Here is a 25,702-nt window from a genome sequence, read left to right as displayed (position 1 = left end):
TCATATCGTTCAGTCTATTTATGAGCATCTAAACCCGCTGACTTTTCAGCTGCATCGACTGTTTGACGAATCAATGTGTTAATAGTCATTGGACCTACGCCACCTGGAACAGGCGTATAAGCACTAGCAATATTCTCTATGCCATTCAATTCAATATCGCCGACGCCGCCATTGTCGGTTGGATGAAAGCCTGCATCGACCACTACTGCCCCTTTTTTGATCCACTCTGCTTTAATCAGCTCAGGCACACCTACAGCCCCAACGACAATATCAGCACGCTTAATATGCTCAGCCAAATCCTGCGTTCTTGAATGACACATGGTCACTGTACAGTTGGCATTTAATAGCATCATTGCCATTGGCTTACCCAAGATGGCACTACGTCCTACGACCACTGCCTCCAAACCTGCAAGCTCTATATTATAGTGTTCCAATAAATGCATGATGCCTTGCGGCGTACATGAACCATAGGCAGACTGCTGCATCGCCATACGACCAAAGCCCAAGCACGTCACCCCATCAACGTCCTTTGCCAAATCAATCTGCTCAAAACATGCACGCTCATCAACATGATCAGGGACAGGATGCTGGAGCAATATGCCATGGACATCTGGATTGTTGTTAAGCTCGTCTATCTTGGCTTTAAGCTCCTCTGTGGTTGTCGCACTTGGCATCTCAACTCGAATAGAGTCCATACCGACGCGCTTACAGGCGTTACCTTTCATACGCACATAAGTGGCAGAAGCAGGATCATCACCAACCAATATCGTTGCCAAACTTGGCGTACGACCAGTCTTGTCTTTGATATTATCTACGCGTGTACGCAGTTCTTGCTCTATTTGCTTAGCAAGTGCTTTGCCGTCTAATAAGGTGGCAGATTGATTATCTGACGTCATCGTCGTTTCAATTGACGAGGCATTTGACATGGTAACTCCAATGAATAAAGCAATAAATAAGAGGGAAACAGTGTCGGCCATTATTTTGCTCAGTAAACATAGGTGAGCAGTGGCTTACTATGAGCGTATATATCCCGCATTTTGCACATCATCAGGACAATTGAGGTAGCAATTATGCTAATAAATCTCTTAAAGAGCAGACACCGTACTAAGCAAGATATTGTACCTATTTTGCGACCAAAAGCCCAGTCGTCAATAAAGATTACCTCTTAAATATTGCAAATTCTTATATGTTCTTATAAGACATATTAACGTAGATAAGATTATCACTTACGACTAAAACTTGGCAGTCACCAGTCATTAAAGCCCAAGATCACTCTTAAACTTGAGATTGAAGGCTTATTAGTGTTACTCTTGTGACACGTAAATGTTACTTATATTTAACACGGATGTCGTTTTATGGGTAAGTTTTATTTGTGAATAGTATAAAACATCAGTTATAGACTCAAACGGAGTCAAACGCTATTTACATGTTTTCACGCGCTATTGGCCAGAGTTTCATTTAGCCAACTTGCTTATGGCAGTTACAGAGCTCTCACATCGTTATTCATATATTTGAAAGTTTAGATTTTTCTAAAAATCTTGAATAAAAAACGAGTGCCGACTTTAGCTGTCTATATCTAATGCGAAGTAGTAGTTATTACTTCGTGTTCGTTAGTACTTTGTTGATAAGTACTCATCTGTAACATCTACTATGACATGCGACTATATGAGCGTGATGGCAACCCCATTATTAGACGCCAGTCATTTGGGGGCTACTGTTTGCTATATATCATATTATCCGATGTTTGATCCTTGGTATGTAGCATCCTCATCGCATGTTTTGCTAACTGACTGTTAATGAAACAACAGATTTTGTGATATTCATAGTATTAGTCTGATTACTCAATTCATAATTGGTTGGGACTATAAATTGTAGTACCAACTTTTTTATCTAAAACAATCTCGAGGTATGAATTTGAAAACTGAGTCATTGTTCCAATTTTCATCGTTAACCATTATTTTATTGTTGTTAGCGTTTTATGGCGGCACTTACTTATTGTCATTGTTGATTAAAAAAGACAAAGAGACGACGTCAGGTTTTATGGTCGCAGGCCATGGTGTCGGTTTTGGTATGGGTGCAGCCAGTATGACCGCTACTTGGATTTGGGCAGCATCGTTTTATGCCGCCGCTACTTCTGGCTATAAGTATGGCGTTTCAGGGCCGATACATTATGGCTTTTGGGGCGCGCTAATGATTTTATTTATCTACCCTTTTGGCATGCGCTTTCGTGAGCTTGCTCCTGATGGACATACTTTAGGCGAACTTATTCACGCTCGTCATGGCTCATCAAGCCAATTAATTTTAGCCATATCCAACCTTATGGGCAGCTTAATTAGCTTGATGGTCAATTTCACTGCGGCTGGGGCGTTGGTATCGGTACTATCACCGTTATCGTTCCAAACAGGGGTGATTATTGCGGGTGTCGGAGTACTGAGCTATACCCTAACTTCAGGGTTTCGCGCCTCAGTCTTCACTGACTTTGCCCAATTGGTCGCTTTAATGGCCATTGGTATCGTTATTATTCCGGCAGTATTATTTGCGATGGGTGGGCCTGAAGTTATGGTCAGCGGACTATCCAACTTGACGCTTGAGCAACAGAACTTCTTTTCGCCTGAGGCATTTTTTCAGCAAGGTGCGCCTTATTTTGTCGCCGTATTGGCTTATGCTATTGGTAACCAAACCATTACGCAGCGCTTATTTGCGATTGATAAAACCAAGATCAAAGCGACGTTTGTCACGGCCACAGTTGGCTATGCAGGTATCGTCATCGGTCTTGGCATGATTGGTTTGATGGCCTTGACCATTGGTATTGAGCCACTTGACGGCAATATGAACAACCTGATCCCGCAAATGGTCAGTACTTATTTGCATCCTGTCTTTATCGCCTTGTTCTTTATCTTGGTCATCGGCTCATTGTCATCGACTGCTGATTCAGACTTGTCGGCATTATCGACCATTATGATGGCAGATGTATATGGTAAGAACATCGCTAGAGGTAAAGTCAAACCTAAGACTATGATGCTGGTTGGTCGTAGTACCATGATTATTGCCACTGCTGCTGGTCTGATCTTTGCTAGCTTTAAGCTAGATATTTTAGTGATGTTGGTATTCGTAGGTGCATTGTGGGGTGCAATTGTCTTCCCTGTGATAGCCAGTGTATTTTGGAATCGTGTGACCAATACCGCTTTCACCTCTGCGGTCATTATCGGTTTGCTGTTTTTCTGTATAGCTCGCTTTGAGCTTTTGCCGATCATTGGTTACACGGCTTTATTCTTTGAAGTATTAGCAAGTGTTGGCGCCGCAGTCGTGATTGGACTAATGGTATTTGGCTTCTTAGGCCGTAAAATCGGTATGTTAGCGGCAGCTATTACGCTGGTACTGATGCTCATTTTCGCTACTGGCTTCTTACGTCAATATATGGTCCTACTCGCCTCACTAACGGCTTATGGCGCTAGTACCATCGTCTGTGTCATCGTCAGTCTAATGGGCAATGAACGTTTTGATTTTGAGCTGATTAAAAAGCGTGTTGGTGACTATGATAAAAAAGCTAAAGTATCAAAAATACCAAATGCGAAAGTATAGATCATCTTAGGTAATGATGGTTAGACAACGATGGTCGGTAGATAGCTGATCGTCGATTGCTCTTAAACCCCATATTTATAAATACTATAAGGAGATATCATGGACAACGTCTTTATTTATGGCTTATATATTTTAATTTGGCCTGCAATTACACTTGGTGTACTGGTTTTGATTTGTACTGCGACTTATCGTGACATCAAAAAAGCCAAACGTAATAACAAAGACATCTTATAAACAGATTATTGGACAAGTTTAGCTGCAACACTTATAAAAGGTGTTGCAGCATTCTTGTCTTATCATCCACTGAACACTTATTGATAGGATAATAACTGCTCAAATATCTTTAAATAATGCTTAAATCGACTTACATTAGTAAATAACTTATTTTTAGCTAAAAAATGACTTGTAATTTAAATTATTTTTGCTAATATAGTCCACCTTGATTGGCTGGATGGCAGAGTGGTCATGCAGCGGACTGCAACTCCGTTAACGCCGGTTCGATTCCGACTCCAGCCTCCAATTATTTATTAACTTTACGTTAATTTAGGCTTGCATTATTAGCACAACCGCTTATAATAGCGACCACTTATCTAGTAACTAGATGGTCTATCAGCTAGTTCACATTGTAGATAAAACAAGTTTTGCCCGGGTGGTGAAATTGGTAGACACAAGGGATTTAAAATCCCTCGCTCTAACGAGCGTGCCGGTTCAAGTCCGGCTCCGGGTACCATTACATAGTCCTATACTATCTTATAGAACAGCTAAAGCCCCTGATATCAGGGGCTTTGTTGTATCTGGTGTTCTATACTGTCCTATGAATCTATCCTAATCCATGCACTTTGAGTATACTGTCAAGTATACCGAGTTTTGAGTCTACTCATGGAGATCTAGGATATGGAAAGAAAAGCGATCAGTTCAGACCGAAGCATCAGCAGCCATAAGCCTGAAGATAAGAAGTACTTCGTTCCTGTCAAAAACCACCCTAAACTATTCTTGATGGTGCGTCCTACTGAAACTAAGTCATGGATGTATCGATACTACCCGCCTTCAAATCCCAAACAAAGTATTATCTCCATCGGTATATATCCAAATATCTCGTATGCTCGTGCCTGTGAAGTTTGGCGTGAGTATGAAGATCTGTTAAGCAAAGGTATTGACCCAAAACTTCATCGTGAAGAAATTAAGAAAAGTATTATTATAAAAACTAAAAACTCTTTTAATCATTTTGCTTGGGAGTACTTTGACAGTCTAGATCAGACTCAGAAGAGTAATACCCTCATTCGTAAGAAAGGTCGTCTTGATCTTATATGCAAATATATTGGTGACGAGCCAATCAGCGATATCACCTCTCCTAAAATGCTTGAAGTGCTGTTAGACATTCAAGCAAACTCATTAAACAAGGATGGTAAGCCCACAGACAAGGCTGAACGCTGTGCTGGCATTGCCAGTGATGTGTTTGTCTATGCTGGGGCACGAGGCTTCTGTACGAGCGATCCTGCGGCGCTTATTAAGAGCCAGTTGGCTAAATCAAGTTATGGCCATCGTCCTGCGGTTACTACGCCTAAAGACTTGGCTAAATTACTTAAAGCTATCGAGACAATAGAAGGTGACCCGAACACCATAAATTCCCTTAGGCTATTAGCGCTTCTGTTTGTTCGCAATGGTGATTTAAGACGTATGCGCTGGGCTGATCTAGACCTAGAGGCTGGCAGGTGGCGATTAAAGCCATTGAAGGGACAAGGCAAGGTAAATATGGTCAAGGACATGGTGGTTCCCCTACCGCGTCAAGCCGTAGCAATCTTACATGAGCAACAAAAGATTAATGGGCATACTGAATATGTCTTTTTTAGCCAGACGGCAAAAAAGCATCAGATCCTATCTGACGCTACCGCTAATAAGCGTCTAAAGGATTTAGGGTATAAAGACATACATTGCGCTCATGGCTTTAGAGCGACAGCGAAGACTATCCTGCAAGAGCAACTAAAGTACTCTCTAGTGCTCGTAGAGATGGCATTGGGTCATACGACTAAAGATCCTAATGGCACGGCATATGGTCGATTTGAGTACCTTGATGATCGAGCGGATATGATGCAGAAGTGGGCTGACTATTTAGACGCTTTGAGAGAAGGCAGAAAGACAGCGGAGTTTAGAGCAGATGCACAATTACAAGCTGACTCTACTGCCCAGCTGCAAGCATTGATTGATCAGCTCGGAGAGGATAAAGTACTAGAGCTATTAGGAAATAAAGGATAGCCTTTCATTCTTAAATTAATTGAGCAATATACTATTTACTAAAAACTAAATTACTGTCGTAAATAACTAAGTTTATCCAAAGACTATTTCTGATAACATAGGTCTCAACAAAAATCTAATCGAGCCCTTTTATGTTAGACCTCCCCCTTTTGGAAGCCTATCATCAAACTAATTATAAGTTTGATGATACTTTACTCAATATTGATAAAACATCATCCAAAGCTGCATCTCTCTTGCAGCCATTTTCTCCAGCTGGTGGACTGTTTATTACAGCTTGGAATCCATTAGGAAAAGAGCGTACTGTTGAAGAAAACGAGCAGGCTAATCAAGAACTAAAAAATGAGTTGCTCAAACAAGGCTTAAACGTAACGGAAGGCTATGGTGAAAGTCCTGACGGTAAATGGCGAGAAAACAGTTTCTTTGCTTATCCAATAGACCAAAACAGCAGTCTCAAACTATGTTGCACCTTTGAGCAAAATGCTGTGGTATATGTCACCTGTGCTGGCTTACCTATATTACTATTGAACCCTAATTTAAAGTAGGTTAACAGACTAACATTTATCTTTAAACCTACCCTGTTTTTCAGGTATTTATTAAATACAGATCAAGCTATAAGCCTAATGCAAAAAATTAGTAAATTAGAGAATATAATAATTAGGCATTAGCACGGCTATCTAAGCAAAGCGTTTTGATAAAATTCAGACAAAAAAACCTCAAGTAAACTAATACTTGAGGCAAAAATTGCTTAAACTCGAAAGTTTAAATTTATTTTAAATATGGCGCAGCGGACGGGACTCGAACCCGCGACCCCCGGCGTGACAGGCCGGTATTCTAACCAACTGAACTACCGCTGCTAAGGTCGTTTTAGTTTATTTAACCACCTAGCGCATTAGCACTATACTAAAGAGTGGTGGGTGATGACGGATTCGAACCGCCGACATTCTGCGTGTAAGGCAGACGCTCTACCAACTGAGCTAATCACCCTTAGAGTAATGTTTTAAATAACATTTAATCAGAGTTATCAAATATTAATTAATTTCACTATAACTTATCAAACAAGTATACTTGCTGAGGTAGTGCATTATATAGAGTTATAGCTAACTGTCAAATATTATTTTATGGGTTACTCTACATAAGAAAGTAATCCATACTCACTTTATAAAAACAGTAAGCATAATTTATAATAGTAGAACAATAGCTAGCTATTAACTTCATCATTTTAAAATTCAAATAAGACTATTAGAGAAATTAAATTAAACTCGTTAAATTAAGGGCCTATAATTTCTTCTGATAGGTCCCAACCTATCATTGAACCTAGCTGAATTGTTACAAGCTACCAATTCAGCTTTTTATTCATATAGGCTTAGCCTAGAATCCCCTCAAACATATCATCCAAATAAGCCGTCTGATTACCTACCATAAATAATACATTACGCTCTTTAAGCTCGTCTTCGCTCAAAGAATTGTCTACCAATGTGTTCATTGGCGTTGGAGTTACAATAAAGCTATTTAAAACAAGCTTAGTTTCTAGCTGACTCTCAAGCTCTTTAATCTGCTTATAAAGATTAAACTTAGGATCATCGAGGCTCATATTGCGGATACCCTTAGGATCAATCAAGGTCAGGTACTGCTCGCCCGTCTCTTTGTGTACTAACCACAATAAAAAGTCTGGATAAAAATTACCTGCTAGTGCAAAACCTAATCCTTTGTAACGATTATCGGGATTACGAAGTAAATAGATATGGTAATCTTTAAGCGCATCAATCTGTTTATCAGAATTAATGTAGCGCTGTAGATCATCAATGAACTTAACTTCGCTACTCTCACCCTTACTATCATAATCAAATACTGAAGGCGACCAAGTAAAAGGTAAGCTATCATCATTTTTGCTGAATAATGGATAATACAAATGCTTATCAAATACGACCGTACGTAAGCTACCATCCTGCCAGTTGACTGTCTTCTCTAGCTGTCCATCATTGACTATATCTTGCAATTTAGTAAGGCGTTTAAAGTACTCTTCTGCCTCACCATTAAACCCTTCTTTTGATGTAAAGACGTATTTATCACACATGTGAATAGGCAGATCATCATCGCCAACATTAAATTCTGTCACTTCATAGTACTGACCTTCGTACGCGTTTTTCATGGTTTTGTAAAATCTATCCATGTACGCTTTTAGCAGCTCTAATAAAATACTTTGCTGAAAGCGAATACCCTCCATATCTTTCATCAGCTTTTCGCTATCTACCAATAGCCTATACCAGTCATCATGGGTATTTTTAATTGGCTTACAGCAGAACGCTCTAAGCTCGTCGATACCAAGACGTATGTTGGTATAGCCACGTTGCATCTTATACTGCTGTAATTGTAAATATAAACTGTCAAAATCAAAGAAGGGCATGATATCAGGCGATATCTCATTCTCTTGACGCTTGTCTTTTAAGTCATTATTACGCTTACGCTTATCGGTATGATAGGCTTGGAGTCGTGGATATAAGTCTAAAATAACAAACGGTTTTTTAATCTTGCCTTGATACTTATCAGGAATTTCAAATAGCGACAGCTTGACCTGTGCCTTGAAGCCATTTGGCTGATTATCCTTATAACCATCTTTAAGCGTCAAAGTCTTGAGTCTATGCGGCGCTGCTATACGATTGGTATTGAAATCTAAAGTAACCAAATCTTGGTTAAGCACGATCCCTTCATCGTTTAGATAGTCACGGAATTTTTCCATATAGTCAGCATGTAAGCCAAAGATATTAATCGTTTGTAGCAAATCTAGATACAGATCTTTATACTCAGCTTTACTATAAATATTGTGCGGCGTTCGTTTGAGTGAGAACCTCTCACCTTTTAAACGTACACCTCGACCGAACAATTGAATAATTTGTGAGCCTTCACCAGAACCCATATTCAACAGACCCATAGTCGAGACTCGCCAACTACTCCACCCTTCGGTAAATTTACGTGAGCCAATGAGCAGATTGGTTTTGCTATTATCGTCGTTGATGGTATCAAATAGCGTCGGAGTGAATTCATCGGTACGCGTATTAAGATAATGGCTATTACTTAGCTTTTCACAGTGATCAAATAAGCCTTTTTCATCGCCTACATTTATCACGCCAAACGGTGTATTCTCACCAATTTGTAGACGCAGCTCCCCTGTGTTTTGAGTGATCCGTATGACGTTTAAGCGCTGGTTACTCCCTGCATTAAAGAACTGGCTGAGTATATCTTGATAAATATCTTCAGCGTCTCTACCATGCAATGGAGCAAAACGATTAACAAAAATATTGTTACCTTTGTTATCGACCAAACGTGACTTATTGGTAATAAAGTCATGAATCCAGTTGATGGTTTCTGCTTTATGACGACTATCTAAAAAGTCAGCTAAAAATTTGATGATGGTCAAAATATCTGAATCATCATCATTTACTTTATTACCGACAAATACCCAAAGGGGGTTTTCAACTTTGAATTGCTTAAGACGTCCAACGTTATTTTGATAAAGGGACTGTTGCTGGTAAAAAGCCAATAAGCAGGCGGTTAGATATAGCTGCTGATTATCCTGCGTCTCACCTTTTTTCATATTGAGAATATTGACTTCTTTACCATAGCCATCATCATAAAAATACTTGTACGAGTAGTCAAACAAGATATTTTTTGCATAGACTTCACGCAAGGCTTCGCGTCGTGCTTTTTGCTTTTCCAGCTCATCTAAACTTAGAGCCTTTAGCTGATTATCGTCTAGTTTGGCTAATGCCTGAGTACCATATAGCATCTTGGCCTTGGTTTTTTGCTCTTTTTCTTCTTGTTTGATAACGTTGTTTGATTTATTAATCGCCTGCCCAAAGGTCGCTGAATATTCAAAACTAAAGCCGTCTTTTGTCAGCGTATCGCGGTAGCCCATCCATGCACCAGCAGCACTACTCGTGCCACGATGGCCTTCATCGATTAATACAAGGTTTTGACCTTCTAGTGACTCTACCGCTATTGTCTTATCACCATCCCTTTCAGCCAACTTATGGATATCCATAATTTGCACGTATTTTAAAAACTGATCACGGGATTTGTTTTTTTGAAATATCATAGCTTCGATACCAGACATCTTGAACTCTTCAAGATGCTGATTACTGAGCCCATCATTAGGAGTTAGTAGAATTATCTGCTCGATTTTATTATTGTGGCTGGCGTGCTCAGTGTAGTACTGATACTGCAAAATATTAATATGCATCAATAGCGTCTTGCCGCTACCTGTGGCACTCCAGTACGCAACTTTGTTTAAGTCATTGGCTACGTACGGTTGTAGTATCTCGCTGTCACTCTTGTCCTCGTTATAGGCAACTACGGTAGCATTCAACTCCTCTAACATCTGCTCAGAATTATTAAAGTATTGATCTAAGTAATACTCCGTAAATAATAATGACAGATATTGAAAGTATTTTAAATTCAGCTCACTATTAGCTTGCTTATTGCGAGCCTCACTAATCTGTAGCCAGTGACGAACGATATTCCTATCATAGCGCCTTAGGGTATCGATATCTAAAGTCTGCTTACCGACTAAGTCTCTAGTCAGCTCAGTGAAAAACTTGGTTTGGCCTGCGTCCTCACCTTCGTGTTCAATACCTTCATGGACAGGCAAATCCAATAGCGTATGCATGCCCTTAATATTGTCAGGATTGAACTTTGACCATAGCCACTGCGTAAGTACCAGCTGCTCATGGAAGTTTATTTTTTTGCTTTTCTTTTTACTGGGATTAGCCATAACTTACTCTGCAAACATGCGCTCAAGGAATACCTGCTCTATTGAGCGGACTTTTAGTTGTCTCTCACTACCATCAGTACTGGTAAGCTTGGTGTTGATGTTATGATCACCATTGACATATATCTGCTGATACTCGCTATCTAAAGCATTGATACGCAGCTTTTTCAGTGTCTTGTCCAGCTCATCATAACCAATCTGTTCACAGTCACGCCAAAACACGGTAACTAGCTCACCTGTGCGCAAGTGCCCATCTACCTGTACAAATCCTCGATCTAGCTGATAGTCTATATTTCTAACCTTTAACCCTATGAGATAATTAAAGGTATCGATAAGATCGACGTTTTGTACTGTATAAGCGCCAGCGCTGTCTGCCGTTATCTTGAGCTGATAATCAAAAGGATTGGCAAAATCAGCCACGTTAAGTAGCGAGTCTTTGCTCTCAATATTGAGCATGTAGTGCATTAGATAGTCGTCTTGCTGAGCAGATGTCAAGTCAGCAAACAAATCATTTTGAGCAGGACTACGTTTAAGCTCAAGGTTGTTCAAAGTATCCTCGTAGCTTTCAAGCTTGACGATTTTTAGACAATGGCTAATTCCATTGCAAGGATTAGTACTATTATTTTTATTACTATCTTTTGATATAGTAGGTACGCCACTCCTCCATTCTTCACTATAGACTATTTTTTGGATTCTAGGTTTGAGTGTCGTGTGAAAATGTTCACCTTGCTCTACTAGGATATATCTAATTTGCTTAGAATATAATCGATAAAGATCAATTAATGAATGTGCAGTAGTACCTGAGCCGGCAAAAAAGTCTAATACTGTAGAACCCGAATCTATAACATTATGTAAGACGTTATATAATGAAGTGGGATGAGAGTAGGGAAAACTTAGATTTAGTGGATCCAAAACCTTTTTTCCACTAGTAGCGTCCTGGATTATTGAAGAAATTTGCTTTTTTGAATCATAATTTATATACACTTTCTTTTGAGGTTGAGTAGTGTGATCTTTCCCCCAAAGTATCTGATTATTATCAATCAGATCTTGTAATGTCTCTGGGGTTCTAGACCAACCATTTGGCGGTACAGGGCATTCCATTCCAGTCACCGGATGTACTAAAGGTATATGGAATTTAGGGTCTTTCCTGTATTCAGGTGCGCCCATTGCTACGCCACGAAAAACTCTTCCATCATCTTCTATCAATTTGTAAGCTTTATCTCCCCCAGAAAAATCTTTCTGTTTAGATACCCAGCTTGAGAAAGACTTCTGTACTTCTTGATCTACCTTGCCATTATTTCCGTCTATTAATAACTTAGCTTTATCAAGTGCTGTGTAAACGTTAGGGTTATTTATCATAATAGGATTATCTTCACTAGCACAACAAATAACATATTCGTGCTGTGTAGCCACACCTTTTCTACCTAACATAGGGTTCTGCTTATCCCAAACAATGGTGCCTGCACTATTATAGCCAACATCACTTATAACTTTAAATAAACTCTCATATTCATTCTCATCTATATGGCATTGGAGAAAACTATTAGCACTTACTAGATCTTTGGTTAAAGAAAGATTTTGGTTCATAAATGTTAACCAAGACGAATGACGGTAATTATTTTTATATAGAAAACCACTTGTTTCTGTGTTGTATGGCGGATCAATATGTACACAATCAATCTTTTTGCTATATTTTTCTTGAATTAAACTTAATGCCTGGAAATTATCACTATGAATAATCAAACCATCTGTTTGCTCATCCAAATCATCAATGCTATTTAACAGCTTGGCTTTAAAGCCTAACTCAAACAAACTAGTATCCACCATTAGATACGGATGTTCCTCTAGATATTGGCTGCTACCCCAATATGGTAGGCTATCATCAGCTACCTTAAACCCTAGGCTTTCCCATTGCTGCCACTGAATCTCATTATCAGCAATTTCGCTATACAGCGCTTCGTCAACACGGTCAAGCGTAATGCAATAATGGCTCGATACCACGAACTTCTTTTTAAGCCATAGCTTCTTTTGAAAGTTTTCTAGCGACGCTAAAAACTCAATCAACTCACGACCGATCTTGCGTAAGCACTTGATCAGCGCAAGCTGGCGCTCGATCTCTATAAAGCCTGAACTATTAACCACATCATCTAAATGCATGACTTCGTTTTTGATATAGAAGTCCAGCTCATTATTTAAGAATTTACCCAAGTCTTTATGAATGAAATAGTCAGCAGTATTCTTTTGCGTATAAGTATCTAGATGCTTACGGAGTAAGTCACGATCAGACTGTTTTTCGGTTGGCTCTGGGTGCTTGAGTAAGGTTGCCCATGCTGTTGTAACTTTAGTATTGTCTAAGATGTCATCATGCGCTTGTAGATTAAGCTTGTCTTGCTTGGCTTTGCTGTCCATGACTGCGTATTCAAACCATACCGTCAGCTCATCGCCAGCATCATTAAGTTCTATAGGATGTACGATTTCCTCATATTCTTCGCCTTCTTCATCGGTACGAGTTAACGTCTTTGGCTTAGAGAGAATAACGAAGCGACGACTTTTGTCATTGTCTTTTTGATTGTCCTTTGCCGTATCAGCAGATAACAAACGAAATAAGACAGACTTATCAGGCTCACCTATCGAGTTAAAGCGAATACGGTAATTGCTAAACATCTCACCTGACTTGGTATAGTACTGGTCTTTATTCGCCCAATGCAGCATCACCTCTTCACCAGAATAAGGGATAGCATAGGTATCGCCTTTGTAGCGACGCTGACTGATAAAATCACCCTCATCATAATAGCGACTAAAGAAGGTGTACAAATGGCTAAACACTTGCGCTTGATCAAAGCTGCTATCAGCATGATCGCGTAGCTCTTGGTACTGTTGTCCAAGTGAGCTTTCGATAGCGGTTTCGTTGACTAAGTTACCTGCCTCATCGAACGCACGCTTACCAAACTCGTCCTTAATTTGATTAGTAATGCTTTCAAGCTGACTGTCATGAACATCGCTTTTGGCGTCCTTCAGATACGTCTCTACTTTGGCTTTGAGACGATTATCTAGATAATCACTGATTTCGTTACGACGAGCATTCAAGATACGATAAATACCAAAATCTAGATCAGGACGATCAATTTGAAAGATGTTTTTTAGTTTTTGATTAAGATTGGCATATTGGCTCATGGTGAGTCCTTCGACAGGGTTTTTATAGCAGCACTTTGTCATAGACTTATGACAAAACGAGCTAGGCCAGTCTCAATTAATGAAACCAAACCTAGCTCTAAAAGAGTGAAAAAATTAACCTACTAATTTACCATATTGGTGCTGCAATGGACAGGTAAAACATCATTGAGCTTATCATAGCTATAGAATCAATGCAGCTGCCAGCGAATATGATAAAGCGTTTCAAACTGGCTTTTTTTATGCATCATCTGCTCTAAGTTTTCAATTAATGTATCGCGTCTTTCCTCGATTTCATCAGTTACATCAAAAATATTTTGACGGAGTTTGCGTTGTTCACGTTCTGCCTTTTTGAGTTGTTCCTGCTTTTGCTTTTGCTCATCGATGGTGCTGGCTTGGCGAGCTTCTCGTTTTAAGCTACGTATTTTAAGTTTGATATCGTCAAGTGCTGATTCAGCCGATGCCATATGGTCATCTGCCCAACTTTCGATCTTTTCTTGCTCACGTTTGAAAAACACCTGATTACTATCAAGCGCCTCACTCAGTTTGTTTTTATGCTGAAACTCGATTGTATCGGTGAATAGTTTCGGAATAGCTATCGTTATTTTATCTTCAATCACTACTCCTTCTAAACGTAAAATACGCTCACAGATATCAGCATCTAAGACAGTATTATTATCATTCATTCCTGTCAGTATTAAATGCTCTTCTTTTGCAAATGAGTCTAGTGATAATAAGCTAAGCGACAACCATCCTGACTGCCCTACTAATGGCTCAAGGCTTGATACTTTTTTATCATAATTGCTGTAATCAAAGTTTATCTGCGCAGTCTCAGTGGGTAGGTGCTTTGCCTTATTTAGTACATACTCACCAAGTGGATGCGTGAGACGATATATGTAGGTATTATCAGGTACAGATTCGCCCTTTCTGATCAGTTGATAGCTACCAACCTTAATATCTACTGTAGGCGACTTATGTAGCGTAAAACTTAACTGATTAGAATGAAATTCGGCATAAGAGGATAGCAGTGCTCGGCTAATCGCCCAAAAGAAATTACTGATACGATCAAGCTGCTCTTCAGCACGCTGCTTATGAATCTTGAGCAACTCGTGGATATCAGCATCAAAATGCTTTAATAGCAGGTCTCGAGTTTGTAGCATTTTTTGATTGATTTGAGCCTCAAGCTCAGACTGTAGTTTATTAAAGCTTTCTTGAATCTCCTGATTTGTACGGCACTTATCGTAAATCTCTAAAATACGTTTCTCAAAATCAATACCACTTTCTATCGATCCTAGTATTTCGTTCGAGGCTCCAAACACCCCTTCAAACAGATCAAACTTTTCACTAAGTAGCTCCATCACTCTTTGATCAGCTGCATTACGCTCGTTGACAAAGTTGACTACAACCACATCAAAAGCTTGGCCATAGCGATGACAGCGACCAATACGCTGCTCGACTCTTTGTGGATTCCAAGGTAAATCATAGTTAACCACTAAAGAGCAGAATTGTAAGTTGACACCCTCAGCAGCGGCTTCGGTAGCAATCATGATTTCAGCGTCATCTCTGAAATAATCAATGAGCGCTGTACGTCTATCTATTGACGATGAGCCAGTAACTCTGTCGCTACCTACGTGTTTAGCTAACCATCTATGATAGATACCAGTATTGACTGGGCTATTATTACTACCATTAAAAGCGACTACCTTGCCATTAAACCCATGAGACTGCAAAAACTCTACAAGATAGGTTTGCGTGCGACGTGACTCAGTGAATATCACAGCCTTCTTTGGCGCCCCCATTTCAAACATACGGGCAAACCCACGCTCCAACGCCGTTAACAGCGCGTGGGACTTACGGTCTTCATCAATTTCATGAGCTAAAGCAAGATACTGATCGACCTCTTTAATTTCAGATTTAAGTAAATCTGCATCAACGCCGCGAGTTTCATATTCGCTATACTCGTCCTCGTCCTCTTCGATAAGCTCTTCGTCTATATCTTCATCAGCTATAAAATGCTCTATCCATTCTGCATCAATGGTTTGATTATTTAAAAGAGCCTGAAGACGATTACGAATCGACTCTAATGTTGCGATAACAGCAGAAGTAGAAGACGCTAGTAGTTTACGTAAAACAATCGTGATTAGGTGTCGTTGCTGTACAGGAAAGGCATAGCTAAACTCTCTTTGTAAGTAGCTATTTATTTGATCGTACAAACGCTGTTCTACATCGCTAGGTGTAAATGGTACCGTCAAAGCATGGCGTCTTGTATATGGAATATATTCCAAAACATCCTTACGTAACGTACGATGGATAAACTGATCCAATCGGCGCTTAAGGGCTGGCAAGTTATCTTCGTTAACATATTGACGGCGGAACGCTTTATCATCACCAAATAGGTGCTCATCAATGATAGTACTAAGACCATATAGCTCCATCAATGAGTTTTGTAGTGGCGTTGCTGTCAGGAGTAGTTTATTGCGAGCAACTAAAGATTTTTTAAAGCTATTGCCTGTTTTGTTGCTAGGACGATGGGCATTACGCAGCCGATGCGCCTCATCAATTACAACCATATCCCAAGGTATTTTAGCCAGCTCATGTTCCATTCTGGTCGCAAATGGATAGGATATAACGGTGATCTTTTTATTTTCAAAAGGATTATAAACACCTTCTTGACGTAATTTTTTCCAAGTAAACGAATCTAGTACTTGTACAGGTAAGTTAAATTTATCTTGTAATTCTAATGCCCACTGCTTTCGTAATGATGCTGGACAGATTACTAGCAAGTTCCTTCTATACTCTGCCCAGTATTGGCATAGTACTAATGCTGCTTCGATAGTTTTACCTAAACCTACTTCGTCGGCTAAGACAACACCTCGACTTAAAGGGTTACTCAACGCAAATAATGCCGCTTCAATCTGGTGTGGGTTTACGTCAACCTGAGCATCGAATAGCGACTGCGCAATACGTGCGTCGTCGGAGCTACTACGCTGCTTAGTAATTTCCCAAGCAAAATATTTTAATTGGTGGTTGGTTACCTTATTCATAGTTCAAATCTTATTATTAGTCGCAACATAGAGTTTTTATGCGTCAATCTTCAATCGCCAGTTATCAGCTAGAATGTCCATAAGCTCTATTTGACGTTTAGGCAAATCGTCTGGCTTCCACTGAGCATAGCCAATGACTTGTGTAGTGAGTGCATACGAAGAAACTCCTTTTCGACCTAAAAAGTAAGCATTTTTCTTTTTATCAAAATCGAAGTTTCTAGCACTTGAATTGCGTCTCTTATTTAAGGGTACTAAGTTAGCTAATCTATGTACCCATATTTTTCTTTCTTCTGCTACAGGCCACCATTGGGCCCATTCACTTTCCTTGTCTACTGTCTGGGGTAAAACGTGCTCAATAGTTAAGATAGTAGGATCATAAGTTGCTCCTCCATCTGATATAAATGCATCTAATCGCAATATTAAGTAGTTTCTTCTTCTTGATGTTAGATCATAAATATCACTATCAAGCACCTTAATCATTTTATGCTTTTCATCATCTGTTAATTCCACCTCGTTTATAGGATTAGTAAGAGAATGATCGTTTTCAAGTGCACTAAGCACCTTGTTATAACGTTCGATGCGTTGGTTTATGTTATAGGCACAAATATGCATAAATGCTGCCAGTCGCTCTAATCTTTCAAAAAACCAAGCCATGTACTCAGGCTTAGCTTTATTATTCTTTATAAATTTGATTGCTGTTGGCACCCAATCAGAGTTATCAATTCTATTTAACCATTTTAAATACCTGTTGACTTCTTCGGCATGGGCTACCGCTACATAATCACTATTTTTTGCAATCAACAATGCTTCTGCATAAGGCTCTAAGACTGCTGAAATTAGATCTTCAGGACTAATACCTTTACTTAGTACGTGTTCTCTAAACTCTTCTAGCAACGAACGTTTTGCCTTCTCTTTAGCATGAATCATACGAATATAAGAAAACAAATCATTGAAACGACTCCGTCCAAGCTCGACCTCCATCTCTTCCCAACGTTCATTATATTTTTCTCTTTGGGCCTCTAATTCAACCATGCCAATCGTATCGGCCTTAATGATATCAGTTGGCTGCAAGTCTAACCCTCGGCTATTCATTACTGAGAATATTCTAAAGGCTGATTTTTGATTAGGGGTTGATACCGCTACTAAATAACACTTTCGAAGCAGGAAAGCTGTAAAACTCTCAATTTGCTCTACATCATCACCAAACTTTTCAGAAACGTACTTATCTAGAAGCTGACTATTGCGTTTGATATTTAGACGTGATTCATTCTCAAACGCTTTTTCGTCCATTGCGAAAAGTTCGTCAAACTTTAGGCCTTGAACGTAAGATGCAAAAAAATCTCGATCTCGACTGCGAACAGTTAATCGTGGCTTACTCTCTAATCCTTCAAATTTATTCCCTGGCTCTAGTATGTATTGCAGTAGTGCCTTCCTATCATCACCCTGTAGTTTATTTGATAACACAGCTAGTAGGATTGTTAAAGTGGTCAATCTTTGCTGACCATCAATTACTTCAGAATGAGGCTTATTTTCCTCCTTAATTAGAACAATACTACCAAGAAAATACTCCTCATCAGGTTCATATTGATAGAAACTATGTAAATCTTCAAATAACTCGGATGCCTGATCTATCGTCCATGCATATGGTCTTTGATAAGGTGGAATAACGTATTCAAAATCTGAGCTAAATATTTTTGATAAAGGGTAGTCCGCACCGCTAAGGTTTTTGCTCATTCGTAAACTCTCTATTAAAGATTAACTTATACATGATTATTGTTTTGTGATTATATTATTCGAAGTAGTCTACCATACGAGCTTGAAATATCCTTCTAAGGATATACTTTTGTCTGATCTATTTAACAGCTCACGATCCTTGATATTGCCCTACTTTCAAACGTATAAGCTGTAACCTGTCAGATAGCCTGCTACGCTTAGATATAGCCATTCATCGTCATCCTATTAAATCTATATGCATGAAAATGGAGACGACCCCTTACAGCGCCCTACTAGCGGCTGCTTTTGATCAAGATAGTGATAAATGATTATTAATAAGATAAATATTTTTATCACCTCTCTAGAGAGACCCTTAAGCCCTTGTTTTATATATGTTTAATAGTGAAAAATAGTCTTTGAAGAACCTTTGAATAGTCTTTTAGCCTGTTTAAATAGTCTTTTATTCAAAAGACTATCTGCATATTTCTGTTAATGCCAAATACTATCCTACACAACTTTTCCCTAACAATATTTTGTGCATGAAATAGCCTTTTAATTGCAATAAGACTTTGATTATAAACACAAAGTTTCTGATGTCTTTTCTTCTGCCTAAAGTATATTACTTAGTGTATTAGATTAAGAAACCTCTCATAATACAAAAAAAATAAACTGCCCTACTTGTAAAGTTAGGGCAGTCGGATAAATCTATACTGAACGTTCTGCAATCTTTGTATTAATCCATTCTGCAATCTCGCTTGCTACCCACACCACCCTTACCTGTGTCAGTTGCACCTTCTTAGGGAATGTTGGGTCGTAACGATCAGATTGTTCATTAACCATCTCATAAATCGTAGAACGACTAAGACCAGTATAGCTACCAACATCTTTAATACTCAATAGTTGTGGTATGTGATTACATTGCTCGATTACTGGCTGTGCTGTGTTTGAATTTTCCATGCTTATCTCCTAATTGCTGTATGGGAACATCTGTTCTCATACAGTCAGGGAGTCCTGTATTTTTTTATGAGACTTATATCGTCCGACGGACCTTATCCATTAAGCAATAAAAAGGAGCTGAATAATCAGCTCCTTTTTTGTGTCAAAAATACTTTTAATAATAAGTTTCATACATGACTATCTTAAATATTTAGAGCTTTTCTAAGCCTTTTGTTTGTGTGACATCTAGCCCGTTTATAAACGTATTCTTCAGTGATATATACAATAACTTCATCTTTAAAGTGATACATGCTAATAGAACTTTGTTTGTCTACTCCTGATGGCGTACTCTTAGCTGAATCAGATAGGCTCGTACGCAGGCTTTCAATTTGAAGGTAGATGGCATTAAATTCATAGTCTTCTAAAGCATCCACCAGTGAGCCAACATATTCTACGACCATGAGATCGTAGACCTTGCCGCAAAATCCTTCTGTTTGGAACTTATAGCAAATATCGTCCCATATACTTTTAAGATGTTTCGTTGTTACCGTACCTTCACCAAAGCTCTGTAAATAACGTTCAGTCTGATTGGTAATTCTTGTAGATATTTTCTTAGACAGTTGTACTGAAGTACTTAAAGCTATTATCTTTTCTAAATCCATTTTAGCTACCCTTACGTTAAACAGTGATAATCCGTTTTTAATATGCCATTATGAAAAACTAGCACATTTTAAGACGTAACCTAGGCAATAAGCCACTAAAAATAAACCGATAAGAAGTAAAAAAAGCGATTTTAGATCGCTTGTTTTGACCAAACTGACTTACGCAGCATATCTTCCTCAGTTTCCTTAGCTCACCGCTGTTACGCTTTGCCGTAGCCCTTGCTCAATGCTAGTCACGTTATGAGTGGCTAACCCGTTCTGATAATTCCCCTGCTGACTACTGCTAACGTCATCTGTCTCCATGGGATAAAATTCTTCAGCCACGTCTAACAAACCATCGTTATCAATTTCAAAGGATGAATTGACGTAACCCTGTTTTGCAGCCTGTTCTAGCGCGGCTTGATCAAAACCGTGTTCGCTAAGCTCCGCATCAATTGCCTGTGCATCTTGCACTGCTTGCTTTAGTGTCACACCATCACGCAACGTTAAATCAACAAAGTAAATCGGCGTACGATAGCTTTGCGTGGTGCTTTTACCTCTTAGCGTTAATTGCAGGGGTAAACACGACAGCTTACTGCCTGACACCGCAGCAAAGTAGCTCAGCCGTGCGGCAAGCGTGCGAATACTATTAAAGCCTGTGGTGCGAAAGATAAACGTACCTAACTCATCATCTTCACTGAGATTAACGTACAAGCGACCATATGGCTTACAAGCACCGCCTTGTGCTAATGGGCAACGATCTGGTGATGGGCAAGACAGTTGCTCAACGCCATTATTGGTGCGACGTTGACACTGCTCACCATCACCTACGCATAATGGACGACCTGTTTGTCTATCGAACAGCGTGTACTCTGCTCGCAGGTTTAGCTCAGGATCATTAAACAGCATGCGTACGGGAATCTGTCTGAGCTTACCGTCATTCTTTTCGCGTAGCTTTGCATCAAGTGGGTGGTTGATCCAGCCATCCTTATTCTGCACTTGGCTGGTGATAGTGAATTGATCGTCTTTAGCAGGCAGACGCTTGCCGTCTTTTTGAATGACACGTCCAATACTGATACGACCTAGAACTGGCGGGGTTATTGTTAGACCTTTAATCATGGTGATATTCCTTATAGGTTTAATAAAATGTGTTTAGCCATAAAAAAGCCCACCAATTAGGGTGGGCATTTATGCGCTTGTTTTGGTTAAATGTAGTAGGTTTCGGCTTAGTCGTTTAAGATAACGAAGCGGCGACTACCATGCTTAGTTTTACTAAATTTGGCTAACAGCTCAGGATGCGCTTTAATAACGGCCTTGCTATCAAGACCGACACTGTCTTTCGAGCGCTTCCATGAAATAGCCCCTTTATCAAACACGGCAACTTCATTATCAGCAATCAGCGTTTGCAGCTGATGCTTCACTTGGTCATGACGTTCTTCTAACTCCTGCATATAGTCACGGTAGCTCAGTAATTGCTCAAACAGTTTGTTAGCGCCATCATCATCCGTTAGATCAACCTTGCTTGAGGGTTTATGCGTTGGATAAAGCTGTTTTAATGCCCGAGCAGCAGATTCTGAGTGGTCAGGGGTTGGTGGTGTGTCTGTTTCCACGTACTGCCAGAACAGGCTCTCATGCTCCATGATAGATTCGATTAAACGCTCGTCACGCTCAACCTTATAAATCTTAGTTTCATGTCCACACAGCAGCACACAGATATGCGCAGCTTGTTTGCCAGTGACCGCCAATTGATGCTGTACTTGGCACGTCACATACAACGGCACGCCATGCTTCCATAGCTTGGCTCCGTGTTCACCAGCGGTCTTACACTCTAGAATCTGTACCTCGTCATTACCAGTGATGGCATAGTCTAGGTTAGCGAGCATAAAGTGCTTGTCAGAATCAGGGTGCTGCAAGATGGCATTGACGCGACGCACCTTGTTTCCAATATACTCTTGGTAGTATTTAGCCACCATCGGCTCTAAGGTATTGCCCCAATAGAGTGGTGAATATCCTTCAATGTTCTCATCGATATTCGATGTCATACGTCCTGTCTTGATCATCCATAGTTCAAGCATTGATAAATACGGATGAATACCACAAGCGGCTGCGGCATCAGAGCTGCCAATGCCTTGCTTACGAATGGCTAACCAGTCTTCATGACTTAAATCTTTGGTGTTGACCAAGCGCTTAGCAGTCTTTGAAGTATTAGATTGGGTAGGTTTATCAGCAGTATCGGTTTGCTTCGTTTTCACTACTGCTGGTTTAAGCCTAACGGTGGCACGTTTGGCCTGTCTTAGCTGAGTCGTGCTGTTTAGTGCAATCATGTTCATAACGAACTCCTTCGATAAATTGATTATTGGTATTAATGAAATAAGCGGCATAAAAAACCACGCTCGAAGGCGTGGTTGATTGTATTTTCAGACTTTAAACGTGGCTGGTTAAGCCAGCATCAGTAGCGATTCCTCTAAGCCTTTTTGTTTGAGCTTAGCGCCAGAGCCAAACCAAGCACCGTCTAATCGATGGTCTTTCGACATTGCTCTGCGTTCGTGATCCACGTATTCAGTGATACTACATAGCAAGCCGTAAGCGGTATCTTTAGCGGCATCAAGATCGGCTCCGCGACCTTGACCGTTAAACATGTTCATCACCTGATTCATGGCGCGAGCGTTTGGCACGGCATCTTTCTCTTTCTTAGCACTGTTAAACAGAATGAGGTCATTGTCCTGATCGTTGAAAACTCGGCTGAGATAATTGGCTGCTTCTGCTTGGGTCACACGTCGCTCTGATAACTGCTTCATCTCGTAGCTGTGCTCATCCCACTGTTTGACTGAAACGCCTAGTTGCTGCTTGACCTTGTCCGCATCAAACGAGGTGCTATGCGGTACTTTCACTACGCCACCACTTCCGTTAGCTAAGCTAATAGCAAGCGTGTTATTACAGACCACACGGATCGATGTGAACTGCGCCGTAGTCGCTAGCGTGCCATCGCAAGCGGTTGCCAGTAACAAGTAGCCATTACTGACATCCTTACCCTTAAGCGTTGCTGACTGGCCTGTACGAGCCAACGCCCATAGCTTACGACCACCCTTTAATACCCCAGCAGTCTCAAGCTCAAAGTCAGACTGCTCGGTAAGATCACGGTAGAATTCTAGAATCTCACGAGGTTGGACTTCTTGATAGCGCTGACTGACCACCGATAACGGCTCGAAGTTATCGCTACGGTATAAAACCTTCTGTTCAGCAAAGGGCAGAATCAGATTGTGCCCTTTGTCATTATTAGCCATGTAGCTGACGTCTGATGATTCTATACGCCAATCCATACCCGCTTGCTTTGCCCAGACCTCGATAGGCTGCTTAGGTGCAAGCTCATTACCTAAGCCATGCCAAGGGGTTTCACCAACGTATGCCATTGATTCGATTAAATGTGCCATGAGAATATTCCTTTTAGATTTGATTAGAATTATGGGTTAGATAGATAGGTTAAATAGTGAAAATTCTTGAGCAGATATTGCAGGTATAACTGGGCCTTTCTGCTAGGGTGATCAAAGGTGGCTGTTGTAGCTTGTCTTTAGCCAAGCTGATCGCAGAAGCCAGTGCCGTACCTACTACCACACCGATAGCTGAATTGATTTTGTAATACCTACAGACGCTTACACCAAGACCTGATAGGGCAGATTGTGAGCACAGTTGCTCGAAGATATTAAAGGGACTATCAGTATCCGTATTGCTCGTCACCCTTGATGAGTGACAGTAAGGACAGATCGTTTGCATATAAGCTCCTTAAATTAAGCGCACAAAAAAGGCCTGCGATTAAGCAGACCTTTGATTAGGATAGATTGGGGTTAATAGACAGGTAGCTAGGCTTCCTGTCTTATCTCATGATGATACTGTATATCTGAGATTATTTTGCTATTTAGGTAGGCCTCTACGTTTGGCAGTCTCATAGATACCATGAGTGAAAGTTTTCATTTTACGAAGCTTCACCCTTAAATGTTGATTCTCTTTATCAGGCTGTGTCAAATACAAAGAAGCATTAATAGCATTTTGCACATCTTTCGGGTTACGACGATGAATCATGCCAACACCTAACCTGCCAAGAGCTTCCTGCTTTTTTTTATACTGCAGTTTATTACAGTTGTAGTAACTGCCAAGACCACCAGTAACACTCTGCCATTTTTCTCCAACTAGCTGTCCTATATGAGTATCTTTACAGCGTTTAGAACCATCAAACATCAGTAATAAGTGAACATGATAACCACGGTCATGACCTTGTTCTAAAGCAATTACATTGCCCTCTAATTCTTCAAAACAGCTTTCTGTTTTACCAATAAGCTCTCTAAGTTTTTTTAAGTGTTCATAAAAGGTCTCGATAGACACCAGATGAATGGTATCTTTTGAATACCCTAAATCCACACGTACAATTAACAATCTTGAGTAATGATTCAACATCTGACTCATGTAAATGTCTAATTTTTTTGTATTAACTTTTTCTTGCTCAATTACTTTAATATTGTTTTTTAAAATATTACTTTTATAAGCGTACAAATTATCAATGAAGTTCCTAGTATTATAATAACCCCACCTTATTTTTTTTGAATGATTACTAGATACTACTCTATTGGCGCTATCTATAAAAGCAGTAATGGTTGGGAAATAATCCAAGCTAGAATCATAATCGGCTACCAGCGGTAGGTATAACGCTGAGAGTTGCACACTAACGTTGCTAATATTAATATTATTGGATAGAACATCTGTAACTAGTTTATCGACGTTACAGATAAGTTGAGATTGGCTAGTAACTGGACATGACATGATTGCGATCCTATAAGGTGATTTTCTCATAGGGTCAGGTTGATCAGTATTTTTATAATGTTAGTGCTGAGAGATCAACTCTCAGCATCAAGGTAAGTAACTACTAGATTATATATAATATAGATAACCCACTAAGGATGAGCTGCCGTAGTGCAGCTTTCTGTAGGCGAGCTCTGGAAATTATTGTGACAGGTAGCAGTAGATTATAGGGTTTTACAGGCAAATGCTTGAAGTGGAGTTAGCATATTGAGGCATAATAATAAATTGTAAAACTTAATAGCCTACGATCTATATTTTGCGTTAGACTATCTGCAAATAAGGTGACGTTTTAATGACGTTCTAATGACGTTTTAATAGTGTTTTTATCACGATTTAATGATACAGAAAACCAGTACCATCTTGGTATTTAATAGCAATTTTGAAAGATTTATGGAGAGTTATGGTGACTGGAGATGCTAATCAGAATCTAAATAATCGGCAAAGTATAGCCACAAAAAACGATGAATATATCGAAAAAAAGATTAACAACCTGAGTATTTATAATGCCTATTGGTGTCTTTTTGAATTAAGATCGCAACATAAAATACCTTCAGCATATATCTTAAAAGATGATAGTCTGAGCAAAAATCGAATTATTATAATCCTCAAACAGTCTAAATGTACTCCAAAAAAATTAGATAATTTCTTACAGACAAGCGCAATGAACAACATACCCTTGTCTTATGTTCGATGGTTTTATGAAGATGCTAGAGCGGCATTATGGCTAAATATGGTCTTGAAGAAAC

17 protein-coding genes and 4 tRNA genes are annotated in these 25,702 nt (G+C 39.7%); 7 read left to right on the top strand and 14 right to left on the bottom strand.

Annotated elements, in window-relative coordinates:
* Positions 1–14 precede the first annotated feature (14 nt).
* Complete coding sequence (gene folD, locus ACS8FC_RS11290; protein ID WP_439296916.1) at positions 15–896, bottom strand: bifunctional methylenetetrahydrofolate dehydrogenase/methenyltetrahydrofolate cyclohydrolase FolD; 882 nt, start codon at positions 894–896, stop codon at positions 15–17.
* A gap of 1,012 nt (positions 897–1,908) precedes the next feature.
* Here folD and ACS8FC_RS11285 point away from each other — a divergent pair.
* The 6 genes from ACS8FC_RS11285 to ACS8FC_RS11260 all read left to right on the top strand — a co-directional run bounded on the left by ACS8FC_RS11285 (position 1,909) and on the right by ACS8FC_RS11260 (position 6,377).
* Positions 1,909–3,582, top strand: a complete 1,674-nt coding sequence (locus ACS8FC_RS11285) for a sodium:solute symporter family protein (protein ID WP_439260981.1) — start codon at positions 1,909–1,911, stop codon at positions 3,580–3,582.
* A 99-nt stretch (positions 3,583–3,681) separates the two neighbouring features.
* Complete coding sequence (locus ACS8FC_RS11280; RefSeq protein ID WP_299219501.1) at positions 3,682–3,816, top strand: putative transporter small subunit; 135 nt, start codon at positions 3,682–3,684, stop codon at positions 3,814–3,816.
* A gap of 211 nt (positions 3,817–4,027) precedes the next feature.
* Positions 4,028–4,101, top strand: a tRNA-Cys gene (locus tag ACS8FC_RS11275).
* Positions 4,102–4,225: 124 nt separating this feature from the next.
* Positions 4,226–4,312 (top strand) — tRNA-Leu (locus tag ACS8FC_RS11270).
* A 164-nt stretch (positions 4,313–4,476) separates the two neighbouring features.
* Positions 4,477–5,835, top strand: a complete 1,359-nt coding sequence (locus ACS8FC_RS11265; RefSeq protein WP_439296864.1) for a tyrosine-type recombinase/integrase — start codon at positions 4,477–4,479, stop codon at positions 5,833–5,835.
* 131 nt (positions 5,836–5,966) lie between these two features.
* Positions 5,967–6,377, top strand: coding sequence for a DUF3293 domain-containing protein (locus ACS8FC_RS11260; protein ID WP_439296863.1), 411 nt, complete (start codon positions 5,967–5,969; stop codon positions 6,375–6,377).
* Between the two features lie 235 nt (positions 6,378–6,612).
* Here the strand turns inward: ACS8FC_RS11260 and ACS8FC_RS11255 are convergent.
* The 13 genes from ACS8FC_RS11255 to ACS8FC_RS11195 all read right to left on the bottom strand — a co-directional run bounded on the left by ACS8FC_RS11255 (position 6,613) and on the right by ACS8FC_RS11195 (position 24,917).
* Positions 6,613–6,689: transfer RNA gene (locus ACS8FC_RS11255), tRNA-Asp, on the bottom strand.
* A 54-nt stretch (positions 6,690–6,743) separates the two neighbouring features.
* Positions 6,744–6,819, bottom strand: a tRNA-Val gene (locus ACS8FC_RS11250).
* Positions 6,820–7,198: 379 nt separating this feature from the next.
* The gene (locus tag ACS8FC_RS11245; RefSeq protein WP_439296862.1) at positions 7,199–10,603 is read right to left on the bottom strand and encodes a DEAD/DEAH box helicase family protein; all 3,405 of its coding nucleotides are present in this window, start codon (positions 10,601–10,603) and stop codon (positions 7,199–7,201) included.
* A 3-nt stretch (positions 10,604–10,606) separates the two neighbouring features.
* A complete protein-coding gene (locus ACS8FC_RS11240; protein ID WP_439296861.1) occupies positions 10,607–13,774 on the bottom strand; it encodes a site-specific DNA-methyltransferase in 3,168 nt (1,055 codons plus the stop codon).
* A gap of 188 nt (positions 13,775–13,962) precedes the next feature.
* Positions 13,963–16,815 (bottom strand): SNF2-related protein, encoded by a 2,853-nt coding sequence (locus ACS8FC_RS11235; RefSeq protein WP_439296860.1) that lies wholly within the window; start codon positions 16,813–16,815, stop codon positions 13,963–13,965.
* A gap of 36 nt (positions 16,816–16,851) precedes the next feature.
* Positions 16,852–18,549, bottom strand: coding sequence for a DUF262 domain-containing protein (locus tag ACS8FC_RS11230; RefSeq protein WP_439296858.1), 1,698 nt, complete (start codon positions 18,547–18,549; stop codon positions 16,852–16,854).
* A 684-nt stretch (positions 18,550–19,233) separates the two neighbouring features.
* The gene (locus ACS8FC_RS11225) at positions 19,234–19,485 is read right to left on the bottom strand and encodes a helix-turn-helix transcriptional regulator (protein WP_439296856.1); all 252 of its coding nucleotides are present in this window, start codon (positions 19,483–19,485) and stop codon (positions 19,234–19,236) included.
* A gap of 182 nt (positions 19,486–19,667) precedes the next feature.
* Entirely contained in the window at positions 19,668–20,126 is a 459-nt protein-coding gene (locus ACS8FC_RS11220) for a hypothetical protein (protein WP_439296855.1), read from the bottom strand.
* 186 nt (positions 20,127–20,312) lie between these two features.
* Entirely contained in the window at positions 20,313–21,224 is a 912-nt protein-coding gene (locus ACS8FC_RS11215) for a recombination directionality factor (RefSeq protein WP_439296854.1), read from the bottom strand.
* Positions 21,225–21,331: 107 nt separating this feature from the next.
* Complete coding sequence (locus ACS8FC_RS11210; protein ID WP_439296853.1) at positions 21,332–22,435, bottom strand: YqaJ viral recombinase family nuclease; 1,104 nt, start codon at positions 22,433–22,435, stop codon at positions 21,332–21,334.
* Between the two features lie 108 nt (positions 22,436–22,543).
* Entirely contained in the window at positions 22,544–23,536 is a 993-nt protein-coding gene (locus ACS8FC_RS11205; protein ID WP_439296851.1) for a DUF932 domain-containing protein, read from the bottom strand.
* A 49-nt stretch (positions 23,537–23,585) separates the two neighbouring features.
* Positions 23,586–23,876: a hypothetical protein gene (locus ACS8FC_RS11200; protein ID WP_439296849.1), complete on the bottom strand. Its 291-nt coding sequence runs from the start codon at positions 23,874–23,876 to the stop codon at positions 23,586–23,588.
* Between the two features lie 138 nt (positions 23,877–24,014).
* The gene (locus tag ACS8FC_RS11195; protein ID WP_439296847.1) at positions 24,015–24,917 is read right to left on the bottom strand and encodes a YagK/YfjJ domain-containing protein; all 903 of its coding nucleotides are present in this window, start codon (positions 24,915–24,917) and stop codon (positions 24,015–24,017) included.
* Between the two features lie 439 nt (positions 24,918–25,356).
* On the opposite strand from ACS8FC_RS11195, the gene ACS8FC_RS11190 reads away from it, so the two are divergent.
* A partial coding sequence (locus tag ACS8FC_RS11190) for a hypothetical protein (protein ID WP_439296846.1) occupies positions 25,357–25,702 on the top strand: 346 nt, incomplete at its 3' end.

Source organism: Psychrobacter sp. 1Y4 (genome assembly GCF_051847555.1).
The sequence above is the reverse complement of the archived record's forward strand: the minus strand, read 5'-3'. Positions and strand labels throughout refer to the sequence as shown.